Below are 21,548 nucleotides of genomic sequence, written 5' to 3'. Positions count from 1 at the left end.
GTAGACAGCCCGGATGTCCGAGCAGGAGTCGGGAGGCGGCAGGCCGTCGACCGCGTGCCCGGGGCGCGGGGGATGGGAGAACGCCGGGAGGAGGAATGACCGTGCTCCGCTCGCGGTTGCTGCCCGGAGTGCGCCGCAGGTGCACGTGCCTCCCCCCCTCAGGGCAGCCCCCTGAGACAGCTCCGTAGAAAGGCGATCCCGTGGATCCGTTCTCCCCCCTCACCGCCGGCGACCTCGACCTCCCCAACCGCATCGTCCTGGCACCGATGACGCGACTGCGCTCCGACGAGCAGGGCGTGCCCGGCGCGATCGTCGCCGAGTACTACGCCCAGCGCGCGAGCATGGGCCTGCTGATCAGCGAGGGCGTCTTCCCCAGCGCCGAGTCCAAGGGCTACGCCGGGCAGCCCGGCATCGAGACCGACGCGCAGGCCGCGGGCTGGCGCGCCGTCGCCGACGCCGTGCACGCCGCGGGCGGACGCATCGTCATGCAGCTGATGAACGCGGGCCGCGTCTCGCACACCGAGATCACCGGCACCGACCGCATCGTCGCCCCGAGCGCCGTCGCCATCGACGGAGAGGTGCACACCCCCTCCGGCAAGAAGCCCTTCCCGGTGCCGCACGCGCTGACCACCGAGGAGCTGGCGACCGTCCGCGACGAGTTCGTCGCCGCCGCCCGCCGCGCGATCGACGCCGGCTTCGACGGAGTCGAGGTGCACGGCGCCAACGGCTACCTGCTGCACGAGTTCCTCTCGCCCATCTCCAACGTGCGCACCGACCAGTACGGCGGGACCCCGGCCGAGCGCGCCGCGTTCCCGCTCGAGGTCACCCGCGCGATCGTCGACGAGGTCGGAGCGGGCCGCGTCGGCATCCGCCTCTCGCCGGCCCACAACATCCAGGACGTCGTCGAGACCGACGGCGACGACGTGCGCGCCACCTACGAGGCCGTCGTCGACGGGCTCGCCCCGCTCGGCCTGGCCTACCTCAGCGTCCTGCACGCCGAGCCCGCCGGCGAGCTGGTCCAGGACCTCCGCTCGCGCTTCGACGGCGTCTTCATCGCCAACAGCGGCTTCGGCTCGCCGACCAGCCGCGAGGAGGCGACCGAGCTGATCAGCGAGGGCCACGCCGACGCCGTGGCCGTCGGCCGCCCGGCGATCGCCAACCCCGACCTGGTCGAGCGCTGGCAGGGCGGGCACCCCGAGAACGAGGTCGTCCAGGAGACGGTCTACGGCGGAGGAGCCGAGGGCTACACCGACTACGAGCCCCTCTCGGCGTAGTCGCGACTCACGCGGAAGGCCCGCTCCCTCGAGGGGGAGCGGGCCTTCCGCGTACAGAGAGGATCAGCTCTCGCTGCCCCGGCTCTTCAGCTCGGACTCGATGCGGGCGTCCTGCTCGGGCGAGAGCTCGTGGTCCTCGTCCTCCGGGCCGGCAGTCTCGCCGACGCGGCCCTCGCCGAGGGCGTGGATCGAGGTGATCTCGTCCTCGAGCGCGGCGTCGCGGTCGTGCTCGCTCACGAGCCGGTCTCGATCTCCCCGGCGGAGACGGCCTCGGCGTACTTGCGGAGGTCCGGGCCGGGCTCGAAGTCGATGAAGCGGTCCTTGAGGCGCGCGTTCAGCTCCGCGAACACGTCCTCCCAGGGCTCGCCCTTCTTGCTCGTCGCGAGGTCGAGCACCGCCTCGCGGAGGACCCTGTCCGAGTCCTCGAGGATCTTGTCGCGGGCTTCGTCGTTCCAGCGGATGTCCTGTGCGTCCATGCTCCGACCGTAGGCGCGGGGCCGGGGCGCCCCAAGGACTTGCGGGCGGGGGGCGGGAGGCGTAGGAGCCCCCGCCGCTCCGCGCTCAGGAGAGCGCCGGCAGCACCTCGCGCTCGAACAGCTCGATGCCGGACCGGTCGTAGGCGGCGTCCGGGAAGTAGAGGATGCCGTAGTCCATCCCGCGCGACTGCATGCCGGCGAGCCGGTCGACGATCTGCGAGGGAGTGCCGACCGCGAGCGCGTCGGGGCTGCGGTACTCGGCGACGAAGGACGCCGCTCCCTCCGCGCCGAGGTACGGGACCACGCGCTCCTCGAGACGCTGCAGCGCCGCCTCGACCTCCGCCTCCGTCTCGCCGATCACGACGTTGTAGTTCGAGCTCCGGGTGATCGCCGAGAAGTCGGTGCCCAGGCGCTCGCAGTGCCCGCGGAGGACCGAGCTCTTGTGGTCGAACGCCTCCGGGGTCCCGGCGAAGTTCGTGTACTGCGCGTACTGGGCCGCGATCCGCAGCGTGACCTTCTCGCCGCCGCCGGCGACCCACAGCGGGATGCCGCCCTCCTGCAGGGGCAGCGGTCGGTTCTGCGCGCCGTCCACCTGGTAGTAGCGGCCGTCGAGGGTCGCGGACCCGGTCGTCCAGGCCTGCTGCAGGATCTGCACTCCCTCGTCGAGCCGGCCCAGCCGCTCGGCGATCGGCGGGAAGCCGTAGCCGTACGCGCGCCACTCGTGCTCGTACCAGCCGCCGCCGATGCCCATCTCGACCCGCCCGCCCGAGACGATGTCGACGGTCGTCGCGACCTTGGCGAGGTAGGCGGGGTTCCGGTAGCCCATGCAGGTGCACATCTGGCCCAGCCGCACGCGCGACGTGGTGGCGCCGAACGCGCTCATCAGCGACCACGCCTCGTGCGTCGCCTCCTCCGTCACCTGCGGGACGGTGTGGAAGTGGTCGTAGACCCAGATCGACTCCCAGGCGCCGTCGTCGGCGTGCCGGGCGAGGTCGCTCATGGTGCGCCACTGGTCGGCGGCCGGGACGCCGACGAGGTCGTGGCGCCAGCCCTGGGGGATGAAGAGTCCGAATCGCATGCCGCCGACCCTAGGGCGGCCCGGCCACCGAGGTCGAGGGGGTCGCGGTGCTCGCGTACGCTTCCGACCGATGCTGACCTTCACAGAGGATCTCGGACTCCCCGTCCTCGCGCTGATGATCCTCGCCGCCTTCGCGGCCGGCTGGATCGACGCGGTCGTGGGCGGCGGCGGACTCCTCCAGCTCCCCGCCCTGCTCCTCGTGCCGGGGATCTCGCCCGTGCAGGCGCTCGCCACGAACAAGCTGGCCTCGATCTTCGGCACGACCACCAGCGCGATCACCTACTACCGGCGCGCGAAGCCCGATCTGCGCACCGCACTGCCGATGGCGGCAGTCGCCCTCGCGGGCAGCTACGGAGGCGCGACGCTCGCCGGCCTCCTCCCGGCCGCGGTGTTCAAGCCGATCATCGTCGTCGCGCTGATCGTGGTCGCCGTCGTGACGATCGCCCGCCCGGCACTGGGCAGCGTCACGGTGCTCAAGCACGCGGGCCGGCGCCACCTCGTCACCGCGGCCGTGCTGGGACTCCTGATCGGCTTCTACGACGGCCTGATCGGACCGGGCACCGGCACCTTCCTGATCATCGCCCTGATCACCGCGCTGGGCTACGACTTCCTGCTCGCCAGCGCCAAGGCGAAGATCGTCAACGTCGCGACCAACCTCGGCGCCCTGCTCTACTTCGTGCCGGGCGGGCACGTGATCTGGCTGCTGGGCCTCCTGATGGGCGCCGCCAACGTGGCGGGCGCGTACCTCGGCTCGCGGATGGCCGTCGCTCGTGGCAGCCGCTTCATCCGGGTCGCGTTCCTCGTCGTGGTCGGCGCCCTCATCCTCAAGGTCGGCTCCGACGTGTGGACCGAGAACCTGGCGCCGCTGCTGCGCTAGCGCGGGCTGCGGGACCGAGCCGCGGAACGAGGACGGGACCCCCTGCCGCGGCAGACGGTCCCGTCCTCGTTCCGATCGCTCGCGCTCCGGCGCTCGGCTTCGCCTGGCTCAGCCGAAGGGGATCGAGCCGACCAGCACGCCGACGGCGAGCATGACCAGCGAGACGACGACCGCTCGCCACAGCACCTTGCGGTGGTGGTCGCCGAGGTTCACCGCGGCGAGGGAGACGAGCAGGAGGATCGCCGGGACCAGCGGGCTCTGGAGGTGCACCGGCTGCCCGGTGATGGAGGCGCGCGCCATCTCGACCGGCGAGATGCCGTAGTTCGCCGCGCTCTCGGAGAGCACGGGGAGGATGCCGTAGTAGAACGCGTCGTTCGACATGAAGAAGGTCATCGGGATGCTGAGCACGCCGGTGATCACGGCGAGGAACGGTCCGAGCGCCGGCGGGATCACCGCGACGACCCACTCCGCCATGGCGTCGACCATGCCGGTGCCGTTGAGGACGCCGATCAGCACGCCGGCCGCCAGCACCATCGACACGACGCCCACGATGCTCGGCGCGTGCTTGACGATCTCGGCCGCCTGGTCCTTCATCTTCGGGAAGTTGATCAGGAGGGCGACCGCGGAGCCGACCATGAACACGTAGGGCAGCGGCAGGATGTCGGCGACCAGCAGCGTCATCACCGCGAGGGTCAGGACCAGGTTCACCCAGATCAGCTTCGGGCGCAGCGTCTCGCGCTCGGGGTCGAGCATCGTGTCGGCCATCGCGGTGTCGGCGTCGTCGGCCTGCACGCGGGCGGCGACGGCCACCTGGGCTCCGCGCAGGGCCTGGGGACCGCGGAGGAAGGAGAAGCGCTCCCGGGCGACGGTGCGGATGCCCCCGGTCAGGGCCGCGAGGCCGCCGGTGCGGGCGCCGCCCGAGCGGGAGGAGGAGCCGCGGCCGGCGCCGACGAGCTCCTGCTCGAGCATCGGCTCGGCCAGCGCGAGCGAGCCGAGGCGGCGGCGCTCGCCGAGCCCGAGGAACCAGGCGAAGACGAGCGTGACGGCCAGGCCCACCGCGAGCGAGGGGAGCATCGGCACGAAGATCTCGCTCGGCGAGACCTGGAGGGCCGCGGCGGCGCGCACCGTCGGTCCACCCCAGGGGACGATGTTGAGCGTGCCGTTGGCCAGGCCCGCGACGCAGGTCAGCACGACCGGGTTCATCCCCAGGCGCAGGTAGATCGGGAGCATCGCGGCGGTGGTGACGATGAAGGTGGTCGAGCCGTCGCCGTCGAGCGAGACCGCACCCGCGAGCAGCGCCGTGCCGAGCACGACCTTCGCCGGGTCGTCGCCGAGCGCGCGGACGATGAAGCGGATCAGCGGGTCGAAGAGCCCGACGTCGATCATGATCCCGAAGTACATGATCGCGAACATCAGCAGCGCGGCCGTGGGCGCGAGGCTGCCGATCGCCTCGAGGACCATGTCGCCGATGCCGAGGCCGGCGCCCGCGAAGAGGCCGAAGATCGTCGGCACGACGATCAGGGCGACCATCGGCGTCAGCCGCTTGGTCATGATCAGGGCCATGAAGGCCAGGATCATGGTGAAACCGAGTACTACCAACACAGCTGACTCCTTCGTCCAGTGCCTCCGCCCGCGCTCGGCGGGAGAGCCGGCCGGGAGATGGTGGAAACCCTAGGCAGCTCCGCGTCCGGCGCCGGGGTATCGCTCATTACGGCGACATCTGCGCATAGTGTGGCTTCTGCGCATTCTGCGCACGACGACGGCGAGGAGGCTCCGATGCGCTTCGCGACCCACGTCCTGGTCCTGCAGCTCGCCACGGTGTCGGCCGCCGTGCTGGTCTGCGCCGGCCTCGTCACCGCGCTCAGCGTCCAGCAGCTGCGCGGCGAGGCGGAGGGGACGGCGCTCGCCATCGCCCGCACCGTCGCCGAGGACCCCGACGTGCAGGACGCGGTCGCCGCGTCCTCCGCCGTGCCCGGCGCGCCCGCCGCCTCGGAGCTGCGCGGCGGACCGCTCGAGGACGTCGCCGCCGCCGTCGAGCAGCGCACCGGCGCGCTCTTCGTCGTGATCACCGACGATCAGGGCATCCGCCTCGCCCACCCCGACGAGGACCGCCTCGGCGAGCGGGTCTCGACCAGCCCCGACGAGGCGCTCGCCGGGCGCGAGAGCGTCTCGTGGGGCACCGGCACGCTGGGCGAGTCGGCACGGGCCAAGGTCCCGGTCTTCGCCGCGGGGGAGCAGCGGGTCGTCGGGGAGGTCAGCATCGGCTTCGCGCGCTCCAGCGTCTTCACCGACCTGCCGACCGCGCTGCTCGGCGTCCTCGCCGCGGCGCTCGCCGGGCTGGTGCTCGCCGCCGTCGCCTCCGTCTTCATCCGCCGCCGCCTGCTGCGCCTGACGCTCGGCCTCGCCCCGGAGGAGCTCACCTCGCTCGTGCAGGACCAGGCCGCCGTGCTCGACGGAGTCGACGAGGGCGTGCTCGCGCTCGACCGCGACGGGCGCGTCGGCGTCTGCAATGCGCGGGCCGCCGCGATCCTCGGCTCCGACGACCCGACCGGGCGGGCGCTGCACGGGCGGCCGCTCGCGGCGCTCGACCTCCCCGTACCGCTGGCCGATGCGATCGGCGCCGCGCTGGACTCCGTCGAACCGCCCCGCCCCGGAGGCGAGGAGGGCTTCGTCGTCCGTTCCCGCATCGTCTACGTCGACATCCGCCGGGTGACCCGCGGCGACCGCGACCTGGGCGTGGTGGTGGTGCTGCGCGACCGCACCGACCTCGCCGCGCTGAGCCGGCGCCTCGACGCGGTCGGCGCGATGACCAACGCGCTCCGGGTGCAGCGGCACGAGTTCGCCAACCGCCTGCACGTGGTCGCGGGCCTGCTGGATGCGGGGCGGACCGCGTCGGCGCGCGACTACCTCGACGAGGTGCTGACCCGCGGCCCGCTCAAGTACCCGGTGCAGCACGCCGACCGGCTGCAGGAGCCGTACCTCCAGGCGCTCGTCGGCGCGAAGGGGATCGAGGCGGCCGAGCGCGGCGTGCTGCTGACGCTCGGTGAGGAGACGCTGGTGCGCGGCACCGTCGTCGAGCCGGAGGACGTCGCCACGGTGGTCGGGAACCTGGTCGACAACGCGGTGCGCGCGGCGGTCGAGGGGCGTCGGGACGTGCGCTTCGTCGAGGTCGAGCTGCTCGACGACGGCGACGCGCTCTTCGTGACGGTCGCCGACTCCGGCGACGGAGTGCTCGATCCGGACTCGCTGTTCGACCGGGCCGGCGCGGGCGACCCCGTCGAGGACGACGGACGCGTGCACGGTCGGGGCTTCGGCCTGCCGCTGTGCCGTGAGGTGGCCGCCCGCCGCGGCGGCGAGGTCTGGCTGGCGGACGCCGGCGGAGCGGAGTCGGGGGCCGTGCTGTGCGCGCGCCTCCCCGGAGCGGTGCTGCCGCCGGAGCAGGACGGGGACGGGTCATGAGCGCGGACACGGCGCGGGAGCGCACGGTGCTGGTGGTGGACGACGACTTCCGGGTCGCGCAGCTGCACGCGGATCTGGTCGAGGCGCGGCAGGGGCTGACGGCCCTTCCTCCGGTGCACACGGCGCGCGCGGCGCGGGCGGCCGTCGCCGAGCACGCGCCCGATCTGCTCCTGCTCGACGTGCACCTGCCGGATCAGAGCGGGATCGCGCTGCTCCGCGAGCTCGACACCGACGCGTTCGTCGTGAGCGCCGCCTCCGACGGGGCGACGGTGCGGCGCGCCCTGCACGCGGGGGCGCTCGGGTACCTCATCAAGCCGTTCGAGGCGCGCCTGCTCGGCGAGCGCCTCGACGCGTACGTGCGGTTCCGGAACGTGCTGCGGGAGGACCGCGCGGCCGATCAGGAGGCGGTGGAGCGGGCCCTGCGCATCCTGCACTCGGGCGACGCGACCGCCGCGCAGCCCTCGCGCTCGGCGACCGAGCAGCTCGTCCTGGCGCGCCTGGCCGAGTCGGGCGCCGAGCTGTCGGCCCTCGAGGTGGCCGAGCGCGCCGGCATCTCGCGCGCCACCGCCCAGCGCTACCTCTCGGGTCTCGCGGGCCGCGGCCTCGTCGAGATGACCCTCAGCTACGGCACCACCGGCCGCCCGGAGCACCGCTACCGCGCCCGCTGACCCTCCGCGAGCGGAGTCCGCGCTCGAGCCGGCGGGACGTTCTCGGCGGTCAAGACCCGCTCTCGGGGACCTGAGCGCCTAGGGGAGCTGACTGCGGAGCACCGGCGTGCGGTGCTCGGTCGAGCCGAACGGGGGATCCGCGTGTCAGCGGATCCTCCTAGGCGGTCGGGACCCGCTCTCGGGAACCCGACCACCCGTGGGAGCCGACTGCGGTGCGCCGCCCTGCGGCGCACGAGACGGCCCGTCGAACGAGCGACCCGCGTGTCAGCGGATCGTTCTAGGCGGTCGGGACCCGCTCTCGGGAAATCGACCGCCTAGGAGAGCCGACTGCGGTGCGCCGCCTCGCGGCGCACGAGACGACTCAGTGCGTCGCGTCGACGTCCGCGCCCGCGGCCTCGGCAACGCGGCGGCGCTCGGCGGCCTCGGCGGCCATGCGGCGGCCCTTGGGGCTGACGAGGGAGGCGATCACCGTGATCACGAGGACGCCGATGATGACCGAGAGCGACAGTCCGGTGCCGATCTCGAAGACCTCCACGTGCTCGCCGTTGTTGATGAACGGCAGGTTGTTCTCGTGGAGCGCGTGCAGGATCAGCTTCACGCCGATGAAGGCGAGGATCGCGGCGAGGCCGATGCTGAGGTAGACGAGGCGGTCGAGCAGCCCGTCGATGAGGAAGTACAGCTGGCGCAGGCCCAGCAGCGAGAACGCGGTCGCCGTGAAGACGAGGTACACGTCGCTGGTGAGGCCGAAGATCGCCGGCACGCTGTCGAGGGCGAACAGGATGTCCGTTCCGCCGATCGCCGCCATGACGAGGATCATCGGCGTGAGGACCTTCTTGCCGTCGATGTGCGTGTAGAACTTGTCGCCGTCGTACTGGTCGCTCGTCTTGAAGATCCGCTTGGCCAGGCGCACCATCACGTTGTCGCTGGAGTGGTCGTCGCCCGGCTTGACCAGGTTGAACGCGGTCAGCAGCAGGATCAGGCCGAAGATGTAGAAGACCCAGGCGAACGAGTTGATCAGCGCGGCGCCGAGGAAGATGAAGCCGGTGCGGGCGATCAGCGCGAAGACGATGCCGAAGAGGAGCACCTTCTGCTGGTCGGCGCGGGGCACCTTGAAGCTCGCCATGATGATGAGGAAGACGAACAGGTTGTCGACCGAGAGGGCCTTCTCGGTGATGTACCCCGCGAAGTACTCCGATCCGGGCGTCGCTCCGCCGAAGACGAGGACGCCGAGCCCGAAGAGCACGGCGATACCGACGTAGAGCGCCGACCAGATCGACGACTCCTTCAGCGTGGGCTCGTGGGCCTTCCGGACGTGGAAGAAGAAGTCGAAGAGCAGGAGCAGGACGATGAAGACGATCGTCAGGGTCCAGATCAGGGGCGATACGGTCATGAAGGGGCTGGCCTCGCTCGTGAAGGGGGGGGTCGGGGGACGGTCGCGGGGGTCGCTCGTCAAGGGAAAAGGTAGCGAGGCACCGTAGCGAGCAGGGCGCCCGCCGATGGATCGTGAGTATCTTCTCAGTTCTCCGCGCGTCCCTCGCGCCCAGCGGCCGGAGCGCCACACTGGTCACCATGACCGGCGCCGCTGTCGACAGGACCTTCCAGGACGCCTCCGGCGTCGTCATCCACTACCGCTGGTGGCCGCACCCCTCGCCCCGCGCGATCGTGCAGCTGGCCCACGGGGTCGGCGAGCACTCGGGGCGCTACGTCGAGCTGGCGGAGGCGCTGGTCGCCGCCGGGTACGCGGTCGCGGCGGACGACCACCGCGGGCACGGCCGGACCGGCCTCGAGCAGCACGGCGGCGACTCCTCCCGGCTCGGACTGCTGGGGCCGGGCGGCCTGCGCGCGACCGAGGCGGCGATCCTCCGGCTGACGGAGCTGCTCGCGGAGGAGAGCCCGGGAGTGCCGATCGTGCTGCTCGGCCACTCCTGGGGGTCGCTCATGGCGCAGCGGATCGTCGACCACCACTCCGGCGCCTACGGCGCGCTCGTGCTGAGCGGCACGGCCTACCGCCTCCCGTGGCACATGAACGCGGGCGACCTGGCGAAGCGGCACCGCGTCGCCGGCGGTCTCGGCCTCGAGTGGCTCTCCCGCGACCCGGAGGTCTGGCAGCGTTTCCACGACGACCCCCTCACCTTCACCACGCCGCTCGCGAAGCGGATCGGGCTGGTCGAGACCCTGCGGCTGGTCGGCCGCCCGAAGCGCGGGCCCGAGCATCCGCTGCCCCTGCTGCTGGTCGTGGGCGCCGACGACACCCTCGGCGGCGAGCGGTCGGTGCGCGCGCTCGCCCAGGCCTACCGGCGGCGGGCCGGGTACACGGACGTCTCGGTGCGGGTGTACCCGGAGGCGCGGCACGAGCTGTTCCAGGAGCTCAACCGGGCCGAGGTCACGGCCGATCTCGTGGAGTGGCTGGGCGAGCGCTTCCCCGCCCCGGCTCGCGCCTAGGCTGGCGTCATGCATGGCGAGTACAAGGTCCCCGGCGGAAAGCTCGTGGTCGTCGACCTCGACGTGGTCGACGGGAGGTTCGCCGGGTTCCGCCTGGCGGGCGACTTCTTCCTCGAGCCCGACACGGCCCTCGACGACATCGATCGCGCGGTCGTGGGCCTCCCGGCCGAGACGGACGCGAAGTCCATCGCCGCCGCCATCCGGCAGGCGCTCCCGGCCGACGCGGTCCTGCTCGGCTTCACGCCCGAGGCCGTCGCGGTCGCGATCCGCCGCTCGCTGCAGAAGGCGACCAGCTGGCGCGACTACGACTGGCGCATCGTGCACGACCGGGCCGTCCCTCCCGCGACCCACCTGGCGCTCGACGAGGTGCTGACCGCCGCGGTCGGCGAGGGCCGCCGGGAGCCGACGCTGCGGATCTGGGAGTGGGACCAGCCCGCCGTCGTCATCGGCAGCTTCCAGTCGCTCCGCAACGAGGTCGACCTCGACAACGCGGCGAAGTACGGCGTCGACGTGGTCCGCCGCATCTCGGGCGGCGGCGCGATGTTCATGGAGGCGGGCAGCGTCGTCACGTACTCGCTCTACGTCCCCGGCGACCTCGTCCAGGGGCTGACCTTCGCCGACTCCTACGCCTTCCTCGACGAGTGGGCCGTCAGCGCGCTGCAGTCGCTCGGGATCGACGCGGTCTACCAGCCGCTCAACGACATCACCTCGCCCTCGGGCAAGATCGGCGGCGCCGCGCAGAAGCGCCTGGGCTCCGGCGCCGTCCTCCATCACGTGACCATGAGCTACGACATCGACGCCGAGAAGATGGTGCAGGTGCTGCGGATCGGCCGCGAGAAGCTCTCGGACAAGGGCATCGCCTCCGCCGTGAAGCGCGTCGACCCGCTTCGCAGCCAGACCGGGCTCAGCCGCGCCGAGATCATCGAGCGGATGAAGGCGACCTTCGTGCAGCTGCACGGCGGCGAGGCGGGGACGCTGACCGAGGAGGAGTACGCGGCGGCGGAGGAGCTGGTGCGGACGAAGTACTCGACTCCGGAGTGGCTGCGGCGCGTCCCCTGACCGGCGGGTCCGGGGCGGCGGTCGCCGGCGCGTGGACCCGGAGCGGAACGCGGCGGACCGGTCCGGCGGGCGCCCCTCAGCTCGCGAGGAGCTCCTGGTAGTCCGGGTGCTCGGCGATGAACTCGGCGACGAACGGGCAGGCCGGGACGATGCGCCCGCCGAAGCGCTCGTGCGCGTCGTCGAGGGCCGCCTCGACGAGGGTCTCGCCGAGGCCATCGTGGCGGTGCTCGGGCGCGATCTCGGTGTGGAGGAAGACCACGTCGCGGCCGCGGACGGCGTAGTCCGCGACTCCGACGGTCTCGCCGTCGAGCCAGAGCGTGTAGCGGGACGAGTCCTCGTCGTGGCGCACCTCGGAGATCATCGCGCCACTCTACGCCGGAGCCTCCCCGGCATCCGTCGAGCCCGGGCGCGAGGCGCGGAGCGTGTCGCCGGGCTCGCGCGCACTGGCACAATTGCCGGGTGCCCAGGACGATCCAGATCGCGGACGGCGTCCCGGAGTCGCGGAGCGCGGTGTTCCACGCCGACAACCTCGAGGTCCTGCCGCAGCTGGCCGACGGCGCTTTCACCGTCGTCTACCTCGACCCGCCGTTCAACACGGGCCGGGCGCAGGTGCGCACCTCGACCACCTCGGTGCGCTCCACCACAGGCACGATCGCCGGCTTCAAGGGGCGCAGCTACGAGCGGATCCGCGGCGACCTGCTCCGCTACGACGACCGCTTCGACGACTACTGGTCGTTCCTCGAGCCGCGTCTGGCCGAGGCGTGGCGGCTCCTCGCCGACGACGGCACCCTCTACCTCCACCTCGACTACCGCGAGGCGCACTACGCGAAGGTGCTGCTCGACGCGCTCTTCGGCCGCGAGTGCTTCCTCAACGAGATCATCTGGGCCTACGACTACGGAGCGAAGGCCACGCGCCGCTGGCCGACCAAGCACGACACGATCCTCGTCTATGTGAAGGACCCGCGCGGCTACCACTTCGACTCCGCCGCCGTGGACCGCGAGCCGTACATGGCCCCGGGCCTGGTGACCCCCGAGAAGGCCGAGCGCGGCAAGCGGCCGACCGACGTGTGGTGGCACACGATCGTCTCGCCGACAGGCCGCGAGAAGACCGGGTACCCGACGCAGAAGCCGGAGGGGATCCTCCGCCGCATCGTGCAGGCGTCCAGCCGCGAGGGCGACGCCGTCCTCGACTTCTTCGCCGGTTCCGGCACGACCGGCGCCGTCGCGCACGCTCTCGGCCGCCGCTTCGTCCTCGTCGACGAGCACGCCGACGCGGTCGCCGTCATGCGCCGACGCTTCGCCGCCCTCGACCCGGCGCCGCTCTTCCTCTGACGCGGGCCCTCTCGACTCCTCAGACGTGTCGAGGTCGGTCGCTCCCACTGTCCAGAAGGTGTCGCACTCGACATCGATCGCTCCGACTGTCCAGGAGTTGTCGCACTCGACGCCGACTGCGACAACTCCTGGACAGTCGTGGTGGGAGGCGCGCCTCCCCAGGTGCGGGATCAGGGGTTCGTCCACAGAATGCGGATCGCGGGAGACGGACGAGGATCACGGACCCCCAGAATCGCGGCATGTCCAGCACCGACCTCGGAGCCTTCACCCGGCGAGCGGCACTCCGCGCCGGGATGACGGACGCCCGGCTGCGCACTCCCGCCCTGGCCAGCCCCTTCCACGGAGTGAGCACCCGGGTGGCGCCCGTCACGCACCTGGAACGAGCCGTCGCCTATCTGCCGCGGCTGCGGCCCTGGCAGCTCTTCTCCCACCTGACCGCGGCCGAAGCCTGGGGAGTGCCGCTCCCGGCGCGACCCGGCGAGGACGATCCGATCCACGTGTCGGCGACGACGCCGCACCGGCCCCCCAGGACCCGGGGTGTGATCGGCCACACCCTCACGGAGACGGACAGGGTCGAGCGGCACGGCCTGCCGGTGACGGGAGCGGTGTCGACGTGGATCGCGCTCGCGCCACTGCTGTCCGCCCGCGATCTCCTCGCGGCGACGGACCACCTCCTGTTCGAGCCGCGCTACCCGCGCCGGGACGATCCGCGTCCCCATGTCCGGCTTCACGAGCTGCAGGACCGCCTGGCCTCCCATCGGGGCCGGGGCCGACGCGGCCTGGCTGAGGCTCTGCGGCTGGCATCGACCGGAGCCGCCTCGCGGAGGGAGACCTGGCTCCGCGCTCTCGTCGAGGAGGCGGGACTGCCCGCGCCCGACGTGAACGCCGAGATCAGGATCGGCGGCCGACTGCTCGCGGTCGGCGATCTGGTCTTCGAACGGTGGAAGGTGGTGGCGGAGTACGACGGCGGCCAGCACCGGACGGACGACGCGCAGTTCTCACGCGATCGTGAACGGCTCCTGGCCCTGCACCTCGCGGGCTGGATCGTCGTGGTCGTCCGCGCGGAGGGTCTGACCCGGGGCAGGGCGCGCACGATCGCCGAGCTCCGTGCCGCTCTCGTCGCCCACGGCTGGCGACCGTGACGCACCCCGTCGACGGATCGACCCGCTCGTCCATCCCCGCCCCGCCGCCCGCGTCCGCCCCACCGTCCGGATCCGCCCGCCGGTCCGCATCCGATCGAGCACGCGGAGCCCTCCGACTACGCAGGAGTAGTCGCACTCGGCGTCGACTGCGACGACTCCTGGACAGTCGCGGGCCGGGGTCAGCTGCTGGCGCGGACGACCAGCGACGTCGGCATCAGCGTGCGGTGCTCCACGGGGAGCCCCTCGATGCGGGCGGTCAGCAGCTCCACCATGCGGGCGCCGAGCTCGTCGGGGAGCTGGCGAACGGTGGTCAGCGCGGGGACGGCGTTCCGCGCGAAGAGATCGTCGTCGAAGCCCACGACGGACACGTCCTCGGGGATCCGGCGGCCGGCCTCGCGGAGGGCGGCGTAGGCGCCGACCGCCATCTGGTCGTTCGCGGCGAAGACGCCGTCCAGGTCGGGGTCGCGGGCGAGGAGGCGGCGCATCGCCTCGGTGCCGCTCGCCGGCGAGAAGTCTCCCCACTCGACGAGGTCGTCGGCGAGGCCGGCGTCGGTGAGCGCGCCGCGCCAGCCGATCAGGCGGTCGACGCCCGGCGGCATGTCGGCGGGGCCCGCGATGGTCGCGATCCGGCGCCGGCCGCGCTCGATCAGGTGCGCGGTGGCGACGGCGGCACCTTCCGTGTTGTCCACGTCGACGAAGTAGGAGCCGCGCTCGTCGGGCGAGAGCGGTCGGCCGCCGAAGACGATCGGCAGCGTGCCCGAGAGCGCCGCGTAGGAGTGGTCGCCCGAGTGGTGCGAGACCACGAGCGCGCCGTCGACGTTGCCGCCGAGCAGGTACCGCCGCGTCTTCTCGCCGTCCGTCTCGGACGCGATCAGCATCGAGAGCGTGTAGTCCGTGTCGGCCAGGCGCATCGCGGCGCCCTGCACGATCGAGGCGAAGAACGGGTCCGCGAAGACGCGCGCGGTCGACTCCGGCACGATCAGCGCGATCGACTGCGTGCGCCGCGAGGCGAGCATCCGCGCCGCGTGATTGGGCACGTAGTCGAGCTCGCCGATCGCCTTCTCGACGGCGGCCACGATCTCGGCCGCCACCTGCGGGGCGCCGTTGACCACCCGCGAGACCGTCGCGCGCGAGACTCCGGCCCGCGCCGCGACCATCTCGAGGGTGGGGGAGCGGCCCCCGCCGCGGACGCCCGTCGGCTCGCTCACGGGTCAGTCCAGGATCGCCGCGGCGCTGCCGCCGAGCAGTCGGGAGTAGACCAGGCCCGAGTCCTTCACGATCCGCTCCTGCGTGCCGTAGTCGACGCGCACGACGCCGAAGCGCTTCTCGTAGCCCCAGGCCCACTCGTAGTTGTCGAGGAGGGACCACACGAAGTAGCCGCGGACGTCGGCGCCCTGGTCGATCGCGTCGGCGACCTTCTCGACGTGGTCGAGCACGTACTGCGTGCGGTCCGCGTCGTGCACGCGGCCGTCCTCGACGACGTCGTCGTAGGCGGCGCCGTTCTCGGTCACGTAGAGCGGAGGGAGGTTCTCGTACTCCAGGCCCAGGCGGGTCAGCAGGTAGCGCAGCCCGTCGGGGTTCACCTCCCAGTCCATCGCGGTGCGCGGCAGCCCTCGCGACGGGAAGGTGATGAACTCGGAGCCGACCCAGGGGGAGCCGACCTCGCGGTCGGTCGCCTGGGCGAAGTCGTCGGCTCCGGCCGGCAGCGGATGCGCCGAGACGTTGTCGTCGTGGTAGTGGTTCACGCCGAGGAAGTCGAGCGGGAGCGAGATGAGATCGAGGTCGCCGTCGACGATCAGCTCGTCGAGCCCGAGCCCGGCGACGTCCTCGAGCAGGTCCTCGGGGTACTCGCCGCGCAGCAGCGGGTCGAGGAAGATCCGGTTCTGGAGGGCGTCGAAGCGGCGTGCGGCGTCGAGGTCGGCCTCGTCCTCGGGGTCGTCGGGGACGGCGTTCGAGAGGTTGAGCGTGATGCCCAGGTTCTGCGCTCCGAGCTGCCGGAGCGTCGAGACGGCCAGCCCGTGGGCGAGGTGCGTGTGGTGCACGGCGGCGAGGGCCTTCTGCTGCGAGATCACGCCGGGGGCGTGCACGCCCGCCCCGTAGGAGAGCAGGGTCGAGCAGAACGGCTCGTTGAACGTCGTCCAGTGCTGCACCCGGTCGCCGAGGCTCTCGTAGACGGCCTCGGCGTAGTCCCGGAAGCGCTCGGCGGTGTCGCGGTTCGCCCAGCCGCCGGTCTCCTCGACGGCCTGCGGGAGGTCCCAGTGGTAGAGGGTGAGCCACGGCAGCACGCCGGCGCCGAGCAGCTCGTCGACCAGGCGGGAGTAGAAGTCGAGGCCCTCGGGGTTCACGGCGCGGTCGCCCGGCTTCACGCGCGCCCAGCTGACCGAGAAGCGGTAGGAGCCGAGCCCCAGCTCCTTCATCAGCCGCACGTCCGCCGGCATCCGGTGGTAGTGGTCCACCGCGACCTCGGGGGTGTCGCCCTTCGCGACCGCTCCGGGGACGCGGGAGAACGCGTCCCAGATGCTGTCCTCCTTGCCGCCCTCGTGGCCGGCGCCCTCGATCTGGGCGGCAGCGGTCGCGGATCCCCAGAGGAAGCCGGCGGGCCAGTCGCGGACGGCGAGCCGGTCGGCGCGGGCGATCTGCTCCGAGAGGCTCGGGGTCGCGGGGGAGGGGGTGGGGGCGGCGCTCATTGCGGACTCCTTCGGCAGCGGTCCGACCATCCTAGAGCCTCGGTGGAGCGCTCTCTCGCTCCGGAACGCGGGACATCGCGCCCCGGACGACCGCGAGGCGCCGCCTCCCCGTCCGGACACCGCGGTGAGGGCGGTGTCCGGACGGCGGAGGCGGCGCCTCGGAGGGGAGGAGCGGAGCGCAGGACGCGGTCCGTCGGCGCTTCCCGATCAGGCTCGGTGGGCGCCGTGCCCGTCGCGTGGAGGAGCGGTGCGGATCGAGTCCGTCCGGACGTCCGGCTCGATGCTGCCCGCGGCCAGGTCGGCCCCGGCGCGCGCGGCCAGCTGCGGGTCCGTGCGGCGCAGCTCCTCCGCGCTGTCCTCGGCCGCGAGGTCGTGCGCCTCCTGCATGGCCGACTTCGCGCGCAGCGGCGGGGTCTTGAGGAACCACGAGAGCACGAAGGCCAGCAGGACCACGCCCAGCGCGACCTGGAACACGGTCACGGTCGCGTCGTTGAACCCGGTCAGGAACGGGGCCGACAGGGCGCGGTCCGCGGTGTTCAGGAACGACGTGTCCCCGTCGAGCGCGGAGCCGATCGCGGCGGTGTCCTGCGACTGCAGCAGCTTCAGGATCCCGGCGTTGGCCGGGTCCGCGGCGACGGCGGGGTCGGTGGCGGCCCGCTGCAGATCCGCCGCGAGCGCCGGGTTCTTGAAGGCCGCGGCGATGGTGTCGGGGATCCGGCTGAACAGCACCGAGAAGATCACGGCGGTGCCCAGGGTGCCGCCGATCTGGCGGAAGAACGTGGAGGCGCTGGTAGCGACTCCCATGTTCGCCACGTCGACCGAGTTCTGCGAGGCCAGGGTGAGGGTCTGCATCATCTGCCCGAGCCCGAGGCCCAGCATCAGCATCCCGCCCATCATGAAGATCACCGGCTTGTCGATCGTCACGAAGGTGAAGTAGAAGAACGCGGCCGACATCAGGAACGTGCCGACGATCGGGAAGGCGCGGTAGCGGCCCGTGCGCGAGATGATCTGACCCGAGACGATCGAGGCGATCATCAGGCCGAGGATCATCGGCAGCATCAGGAAGCCGGACTCGGTCGGCGTGGCGCCGTTCACCAGCTGCAGGTACAGCGGGATCGCCATCATGCCGCCGAACATGCCGAAGCCGACGAGGACGCCCAGCACGGTCGCCATCGAGAAGGTCGGCGAGCGGAAGAGCTTGAGGGGGATGAGCGCGTCGTCGCCCATCATCCGCTCGGCCGCGATGAAGCCGATGATGCCCAGCGCGCCGACGATGTAGCAGACCCACGCGATCGGCGAGCCCCAGCCCCACTCGCGGCCCTGCTCGGCGATCAGCAGCAGCGGTCCCGCGGCGATGACGACGAGGGAGGCGCCCCACCAGTCGATCCGCACCGAGCGCTTGCCGGCGGGCTTGGGCAGGTGGAGGAACCGCACGACGATGAAGAGCGCGACGGCGCCGATCGGGAGGTTGATCAGGAAGACCCAGCGCCAGCCGGTGATGAAGAGGATCTCGGGGGTGCCGGCGAGCAGGCCGCCGATGAGCGGTCCGACGACGCTGGAGATCCCGAAGACGGCCAGGAAGTAGCCCTGGTACTTGGCGCGCTCGCGCGGGGGCAGGATGTCGCCCATCACCGTGAGCGCGAGCGACATGAGTCCGCCGGCGCCGAGGCCCTGCACGGCGCGGAAGCCCGCGAGGCCGAGCATCGAGGTCGAGAAGCCGGCGAGCGTCGAGCCGATCAGGAACAGCACGATCGCGATCAGGTAGAGCGGGCGGCGTCCGAAGATGTCGGAGAGCTTGCCGTAGATCGGCGTCGCGATCGTCGAGACGATCAGGTAGGCGGTGGTCACCCACGCCTGCTGCGAGAGGCCGTCGAGGTCGTCCGCGATGGTGCGCATCGAGGTGCCGACGATGGTCTGGTCGAGCGAGGAGAGGAACATCCCCGCCATCAGGCCGAAGATGACGAACAGGATCTGCCGGTGCGACATCACGGCGCCGGACGGCGTCGAGGTCGGAGCGGATGGAGCGGAGGCGGAGTCGGCCACGGTGGTCCCCTTGTCTGGCGGACGCGTCCAGGCACGGCGATCCGCCGCAAACGTTGCGTGCTGCGCAAAGTTACACCGCGTGCGGAGAGCGCGACAGAGCGTCCGGCGAGCCTGAACGGGATCTCAGGGCCGCCGTGCCGGGGCCGTGCATCAGGCCGGAGCGGGGACCGCCTCGTCCGCCCAGCCGGCCTCACGGAGCGCTGCGCGGGCCTCGGCTCGGGCAGAGTACGGCGTGCGCACGCCGAGGATGTCGCGGTAGTTCTGGTGCCCAGGACCGGCCCAGAGGATGGCGTCGCCCTCGTGCGCCAGGGAGACGGCGACGCGGATGGCGCGCTTGGGGTCGTCGACCTCGTGGATCTCGGCGTCCGGACGGGCGGCGCGGGCGGCGTCGACGAGGGTGCGCCGGATCGAGGCCGGGTCCTCGAAGCGCGGGTGGTGGTCGGTGACGAACAGCACGTCGCTGCCCAGGACGGCGGCTCCGGCCATGGCCGGGCGCTTGAGCGCGTCCCGGTCGCCGTCGGCGCCGAACACCATGACCACGCGGCCGGGAGTGACCTCGCGGACGGCCTCCAAGGTGCGGGCGAAGGCGTCGGCGCTGTGTCCGAAGTCGACGTACACCGTGGGGCCGCGGTCGCCGGAGACGCGCTCGGTGCGGCCGGGGAGGGAGGCGTCCACTCCGCCGTCGCGGTGCAGCGCGGCGCGGATCTCGCCGATCGGCCGACCGGACTCGATCAGCATCACGATCGCCAGTCCGGCGTTGGCGGCCATGTGGGTGCCGATGATCGGGACGGAGGTCGTGATGGCACGGCCCTCGCGGTTGCCGACCCGGAAGCGGGTGCGGCCGAACTCCTGCTCGAGCACCGTCACGGTCCAGTCGGCGTCGACGCCCGGGAGGGAGGTGATCGTGGTGACCGGCACGCCGGCGACCTCGACGAGGCGCGCGCCCGCGGGGGAGTCGAGCGAGACGACGGCCCGGCGCGCGCGATCGGGCTGGAACAGCTGGGCCTTCTCGCCGAAGTAGGTGTCCATGTCGCCGTAGTCGTCGAGGTGGTCGTGGCTGAGGTTCGTGAAGCCGGCGACGTCGAAGACCACGCCGTCGACGCGGTGGCGGGTGAGCGCCTGGGCGCTGACCTCGATCGCGGCCGCGCCGACGCCCTCCTCCTCCATGCGGGCGACGAGCGCGTGCAGCTCCGTCGCCTCCGGGGTGGTCAGGCCGCTGGTCACCGAGGTGTCGCCGATGTGACGCTCAGCGGTCGAGCTGAGGCCGGGCACGACGCCGAGCTGGCGGAGGATCCCCTCGAGCATGTGGACGGTCGACGTCTTGCCGTTGGTGCCGGTCACGCCGAGCAGCACGGGGGAGCGCTCGGCCGTCCCGTAGACGGCGGCGGCGACGGCGCCCAGGCGGGAGCGGGGGTCGTCGACCACGAGGACGGGCAGACCCGTCGCGCGCGCGGCATCGGCGCCCGCGGTGTCGGTCAGCACGGCGGAGGCGCCGCGGGCCACGGCCTGCTCGACGAACTCGGCCCCGTGGCGGTTGACCCCGGGCAGGGCGACGAAGAGGTCGCCGGGCTCGACGTCGGAGGCGATCAGCGTCACTCCGCTGATCTCGGCCGTCAGGCCGCCCTCGTCGCCGATCTCGAGCGTCCGAGCGAGGGCGGCGAGAGGGACGGAGGGTGCGGTGAGGGGTCGGAGCATGGGGTCCTTCCATCGACGGCTCCGTGGGGGGCCGTGCGGCCGAGGGGGCGGTCGCACACGGAGTCGTGGCTGTCACTCAAGCTAGGGGGTCTGCTTATGTGAATCCTTAGAGGATATGCGCGACCCGCGTGGAGGGGCACGGGTGGACAGAACCGATCGCCGGTGCTTCAGCAGATGCGCAGGAACGGGTCTGTCTAGGCTCGGAGGATGACGTCGAACGAGAACGAGCCGACCGATGGGCGCCCCGTCCGCCGCCGAGCCCTGGTCATCGGGGGTGTGGCCGCCGCGGCGGGCCTGACCGCGCTGGGGGTCGGAGCCGCCATCGGGAACGGAGCGCCGGCGCCCTCGCCGACCCCCTCGACGGCGCCGCCCGCTCCGTCGCCCTCCGCGGCCGCGACCACTTCGGCGCCCACAGCGGAGCCGACCGCCACTCCGACTCCCACACCCACTCCCACCGCCCCCGGGATCGACCTCACCGCGCAGTCCGTCGACGACCCGGCGAGCACCTGGGTCGTCGTCAACAAGCTGCGGACGCTCGCGCCGGTCGACTACGTCCCCGCCGACCTGACCTTCCCCGACGTGCCCTACGTCAACCGGCAGCCGATGCGCCAGGCGACCGCGGACGCCCTCGTCCCGCTCTTCGCCGCCGCCCGCTCCGAGGCCGGCCTCTCACTGGCCGTGCAGAGCGCCTACCGCTCCTACGACACCCAGGTCAGCGTCTACGCGGGCTGGGTGTCCTCGCGCGGACAGGCGGGAGCGGATGCGACGAGTGCGCGCCCGGGGCACAGCGAGCACCAGACCGGCTGGGCGGTCGACGTGGTGGGAGCGTTGGGCGCGTGCGCGCTCGAGATCTGCTGGGGCGACACTCCGGAGGGGCAGTGGGTCGGCGCCAACGCCCACCGCTTCGGCTTCCTCGTGCGCTACAAGCCCGACACCACTCCGATCACGGGGTACGAGTCGGAGCCGTACCACCTGCGGTACGTCGGGACCCAGCTCTCCGGGTACCTGCACGACTCCGGCATCGAGACGCTCGAGCGCGTCTTCGGCCTTCCGGATGCGCCCGAGTACGCGCCGGGGACGTCTTCCTAGGCGGTCTAGCGATCACAGACGGACACGATCGGGCGTGACACGCGCCGCTCGTTACCGTACTGTTATTCGGAGCGCTTTCGGAGGCCCGTCTGACGGATCTCCCACCCCCGCCTGGTGACATAGCCGCTTCCCCTGCTCCCGAGCCCGGTCCCCCGCCGAGCCGCCGACCCGTGAGACCTCTCTGTGCCCCCTCGCTCCACCCGCTCCACCCTGCCCGCCGACCACCC

Annotated in this window: 19 protein-coding genes; 9 read left to right on the top strand and 10 right to left on the bottom strand. The window is 72.3% G+C overall.

Features of this window, described 5'->3' with window-relative positions; genetic code table 11:
• Positions 1-200: 200 nt before the first annotated feature.
• Positions 201-1,274 carry an alkene reductase gene (locus tag C5C71_RS10475; RefSeq protein WP_104323710.1) on the top strand — a complete coding sequence of 358 codons (1,074 nt, stop codon included), beginning with the start codon at positions 201-203 and terminating at the stop codon, positions 1,272-1,274.
• Positions 1,275-1,337: 63 nt separating this feature from the next.
• Here the strand turns inward: C5C71_RS10475 and C5C71_RS17610 are convergent, their stop codons facing one another.
• The 3 genes from C5C71_RS17610 to C5C71_RS10465 form a co-directional block, all read right to left on the bottom strand.
• A complete protein-coding gene (locus tag C5C71_RS17610) occupies positions 1,338-1,511 on the bottom strand; it encodes a hypothetical protein (protein WP_160035225.1) in 174 nt (57 codons plus the stop codon).
• Entirely contained in the window at positions 1,508-1,750 is a 243-nt protein-coding gene (locus C5C71_RS10470; protein WP_068251275.1) for a hypothetical protein, read from the bottom strand. The genes C5C71_RS17610 and C5C71_RS10470 overlap by 4 nt, the downstream gene beginning before the upstream one ends.
• A gap of 85 nt (positions 1,751-1,835) precedes the next feature.
• Positions 1,836-2,828 carry an LLM class F420-dependent oxidoreductase gene (locus tag C5C71_RS10465; protein ID WP_104223861.1) on the bottom strand — a complete coding sequence of 331 codons (993 nt, stop codon included), beginning with the start codon at positions 2,826-2,828 and terminating at the stop codon, positions 1,836-1,838.
• A 70-nt stretch (positions 2,829-2,898) separates the two neighbouring features.
• Here C5C71_RS10465 and C5C71_RS10460 point away from each other — a divergent pair, with 70 nt between their 5' ends.
• Positions 2,899-3,705, top strand: a complete 807-nt coding sequence (locus C5C71_RS10460; RefSeq protein ID WP_104223862.1) for a TSUP family transporter — start codon at positions 2,899-2,901, stop codon at positions 3,703-3,705.
• A 108-nt stretch (positions 3,706-3,813) separates the two neighbouring features.
• Here C5C71_RS10460 and C5C71_RS10455 read toward each other — a convergent pair whose 3' ends face one another.
• Positions 3,814-5,283 (bottom strand): CitMHS family transporter, encoded by a 1,470-nt coding sequence (locus tag C5C71_RS10455; RefSeq protein ID WP_104233156.1) that lies wholly within the window; start codon positions 5,281-5,283, stop codon positions 3,814-3,816.
• Between the two features lie 198 nt (positions 5,284-5,481).
• On the opposite strand from C5C71_RS10455, the gene C5C71_RS10450 reads away from it, so the two are divergent.
• Positions 5,482-7,164: a sensor histidine kinase gene (locus C5C71_RS10450; protein ID WP_104337646.1), complete on the top strand. Its 1,683-nt coding sequence runs from the start codon at positions 5,482-5,484 to the stop codon at positions 7,162-7,164.
• Positions 7,161-7,832 (top strand): response regulator, encoded by a 672-nt coding sequence (locus C5C71_RS10445; protein WP_104223865.1) that lies wholly within the window; start codon positions 7,161-7,163, stop codon positions 7,830-7,832. Before C5C71_RS10450 ends, C5C71_RS10445 begins: the two co-directional genes overlap by 4 nt.
• Before the next feature lie 361 nt (positions 7,833-8,193).
• On the opposite strand, the gene C5C71_RS10440 is transcribed toward C5C71_RS10445, so the two are convergent.
• Positions 8,194-9,222 (bottom strand): TerC family protein, encoded by a 1,029-nt coding sequence (locus tag C5C71_RS10440; protein ID WP_104223866.1) that lies wholly within the window; start codon positions 9,220-9,222, stop codon positions 8,194-8,196.
• Between the two features lie 179 nt (positions 9,223-9,401).
• Between C5C71_RS10440 and C5C71_RS10435 the strand changes: the two genes are divergently transcribed.
• Complete coding sequence (locus tag C5C71_RS10435; RefSeq protein WP_104337645.1) at positions 9,402-10,274, top strand: alpha/beta fold hydrolase; 873 nt, start codon at positions 9,402-9,404, stop codon at positions 10,272-10,274.
• 9 nt (positions 10,275-10,283) lie between these two features.
• Positions 10,284-11,333: a biotin/lipoate A/B protein ligase family protein gene (locus tag C5C71_RS10430; protein ID WP_104225162.1), complete on the top strand. Its 1,050-nt coding sequence runs from the start codon at positions 10,284-10,286 to the stop codon at positions 11,331-11,333.
• 76 nt (positions 11,334-11,409) lie between these two features.
• Here the strand turns inward: C5C71_RS10430 and C5C71_RS10425 are convergent, their stop codons facing one another.
• Entirely contained in the window at positions 11,410-11,694 is a 285-nt protein-coding gene (locus C5C71_RS10425; RefSeq protein WP_104309856.1) for a GNAT family N-acetyltransferase, read from the bottom strand.
• Between the two features lie 98 nt (positions 11,695-11,792).
• On the opposite strand from C5C71_RS10425, the gene C5C71_RS10420 reads away from it, so the two are divergent.
• Entirely contained in the window at positions 11,793-12,665 is an 873-nt protein-coding gene (locus tag C5C71_RS10420) for a site-specific DNA-methyltransferase (RefSeq protein WP_104225160.1), read from the top strand.
• Positions 12,666-12,904: 239 nt separating this feature from the next.
• The gene (locus C5C71_RS10415) at positions 12,905-13,807 is read left to right on the top strand and encodes a hypothetical protein (RefSeq protein ID WP_104337644.1); all 903 of its coding nucleotides are present in this window, start codon (positions 12,905-12,907) and stop codon (positions 13,805-13,807) included.
• A gap of 179 nt (positions 13,808-13,986) precedes the next feature.
• Here the strand turns inward: C5C71_RS10415 and C5C71_RS10410 are convergent, their stop codons facing one another.
• The 4 genes from C5C71_RS10410 to C5C71_RS10395 all read right to left on the bottom strand — a co-directional run bounded on the left by C5C71_RS10410 (position 13,987) and on the right by C5C71_RS10395 (position 20,232).
• Positions 13,987-14,964 (bottom strand): LacI family DNA-binding transcriptional regulator, encoded by a 978-nt coding sequence (locus C5C71_RS10410; RefSeq protein WP_104225165.1) that lies wholly within the window; start codon positions 14,962-14,964, stop codon positions 13,987-13,989.
• A gap of 54 nt (positions 14,965-15,018) precedes the next feature.
• The gene (locus tag C5C71_RS10405; RefSeq protein WP_104337643.1) at positions 15,019-16,494 is read right to left on the bottom strand and encodes a GH1 family beta-glucosidase; all 1,476 of its coding nucleotides are present in this window, start codon (positions 16,492-16,494) and stop codon (positions 15,019-15,021) included.
• Between the two features lie 207 nt (positions 16,495-16,701).
• Positions 16,702-18,480: an MDR family MFS transporter gene (locus C5C71_RS10400; protein ID WP_104337658.1), complete on the bottom strand. Its 1,779-nt coding sequence runs from the start codon at positions 18,478-18,480 to the stop codon at positions 16,702-16,704.
• Between the two features lie 207 nt (positions 18,481-18,687).
• Positions 18,688-20,232, bottom strand: a complete 1,545-nt coding sequence (locus C5C71_RS10395; protein ID WP_104337642.1) for a Mur ligase family protein — start codon at positions 20,230-20,232, stop codon at positions 18,688-18,690.
• Positions 20,233-20,439: 207 nt separating this feature from the next.
• Between C5C71_RS10395 and C5C71_RS10390 the strand changes: the two genes are divergently transcribed.
• Entirely contained in the window at positions 20,440-21,321 is an 882-nt protein-coding gene (locus C5C71_RS10390) for a D-alanyl-D-alanine carboxypeptidase family protein (RefSeq protein WP_104337641.1), read from the top strand.
• Positions 21,322-21,548 lie beyond the last annotated feature (227 nt).

The organism is Rathayibacter sp. AY1C1 (assembly GCF_002932105.1).
Classification (GTDB): domain Bacteria; phylum Actinomycetota; class Actinomycetes; order Actinomycetales; family Microbacteriaceae; genus Rathayibacter.
The sequence above is the reverse complement of the archived record's forward strand: the minus strand, read 5'-3'. Positions and strand labels throughout refer to the sequence as shown.

Bases quoted from the DNA above. Each gene is read 5' to 3' on its own strand.
- C5C71_RS10470 (WP_068251275.1), bottom strand. From the start codon at position 1,750: ATGGACGCACAGGACATCCGCTGGAACGACGAAGCCCGCGACAAGATC.
- C5C71_RS10465 (WP_104223861.1), bottom strand. From the start codon at position 2,828: ATGCGATTCGGACTCTTCATCCCCCAGGGCTGGCGCCACGACCTCGTC.
- C5C71_RS10460 (WP_104223862.1), top strand. From the start codon at position 2,899: ATGCTGACCTTCACAGAGGATCTCGGACTCCCCGTCCTCGCGCTGATG.
- C5C71_RS10455 (WP_104233156.1), bottom strand. From the start codon at position 5,283: ATGATCCTGGCCTTCATGGCCCTGATCATGACCAAGCGGCTGACGCCG.
- C5C71_RS10450 (WP_104337646.1), top strand. From the start codon at position 5,482: ATGCGCTTCGCGACCCACGTCCTGGTCCTGCAGCTCGCCACGGTGTCG.
- C5C71_RS10445 (WP_104223865.1), top strand. From the start codon at position 7,161: ATGAGCGCGGACACGGCGCGGGAGCGCACGGTGCTGGTGGTGGACGAC.
- C5C71_RS10440 (WP_104223866.1), bottom strand. From the start codon at position 9,222: ATGACCGTATCGCCCCTGATCTGGACCCTGACGATCGTCTTCATCGTC.
- C5C71_RS10435 (WP_104337645.1), top strand. From the start codon at position 9,402: ATGACCGGCGCCGCTGTCGACAGGACCTTCCAGGACGCCTCCGGCGTC.
- C5C71_RS10430 (WP_104225162.1), top strand. From the start codon at position 10,284: ATGCATGGCGAGTACAAGGTCCCCGGCGGAAAGCTCGTGGTCGTCGAC.
- C5C71_RS10425 (WP_104309856.1), bottom strand. From the start codon at position 11,694: ATGATCTCCGAGGTGCGCCACGACGAGGACTCGTCCCGCTACACGCTC.
- C5C71_RS10415 (WP_104337644.1), top strand. From the start codon at position 12,905: ATGTCCAGCACCGACCTCGGAGCCTTCACCCGGCGAGCGGCACTCCGC.
- C5C71_RS10410 (WP_104225165.1), bottom strand. From the start codon at position 14,964: ATGGTCGCGGCGCGGGCCGGAGTCTCGCGCGCGACGGTCTCGCGGGTG.
- C5C71_RS10405 (WP_104337643.1), bottom strand. From the start codon at position 16,494: ATGAGCGCCGCCCCCACCCCCTCCCCCGCGACCCCGAGCCTCTCGGAG.
- C5C71_RS10400 (WP_104337658.1), bottom strand. From the start codon at position 18,480: ATGTCGCACCGGCAGATCCTGTTCGTCATCTTCGGCCTGATGGCGGGG.
- C5C71_RS10395 (WP_104337642.1), bottom strand. From the start codon at position 20,232: ATGCTCCGACCCCTCACCGCACCCTCCGTCCCTCTCGCCGCCCTCGCT.
- C5C71_RS10390 (WP_104337641.1), top strand. From the start codon at position 20,440: ATGACGTCGAACGAGAACGAGCCGACCGATGGGCGCCCCGTCCGCCGC.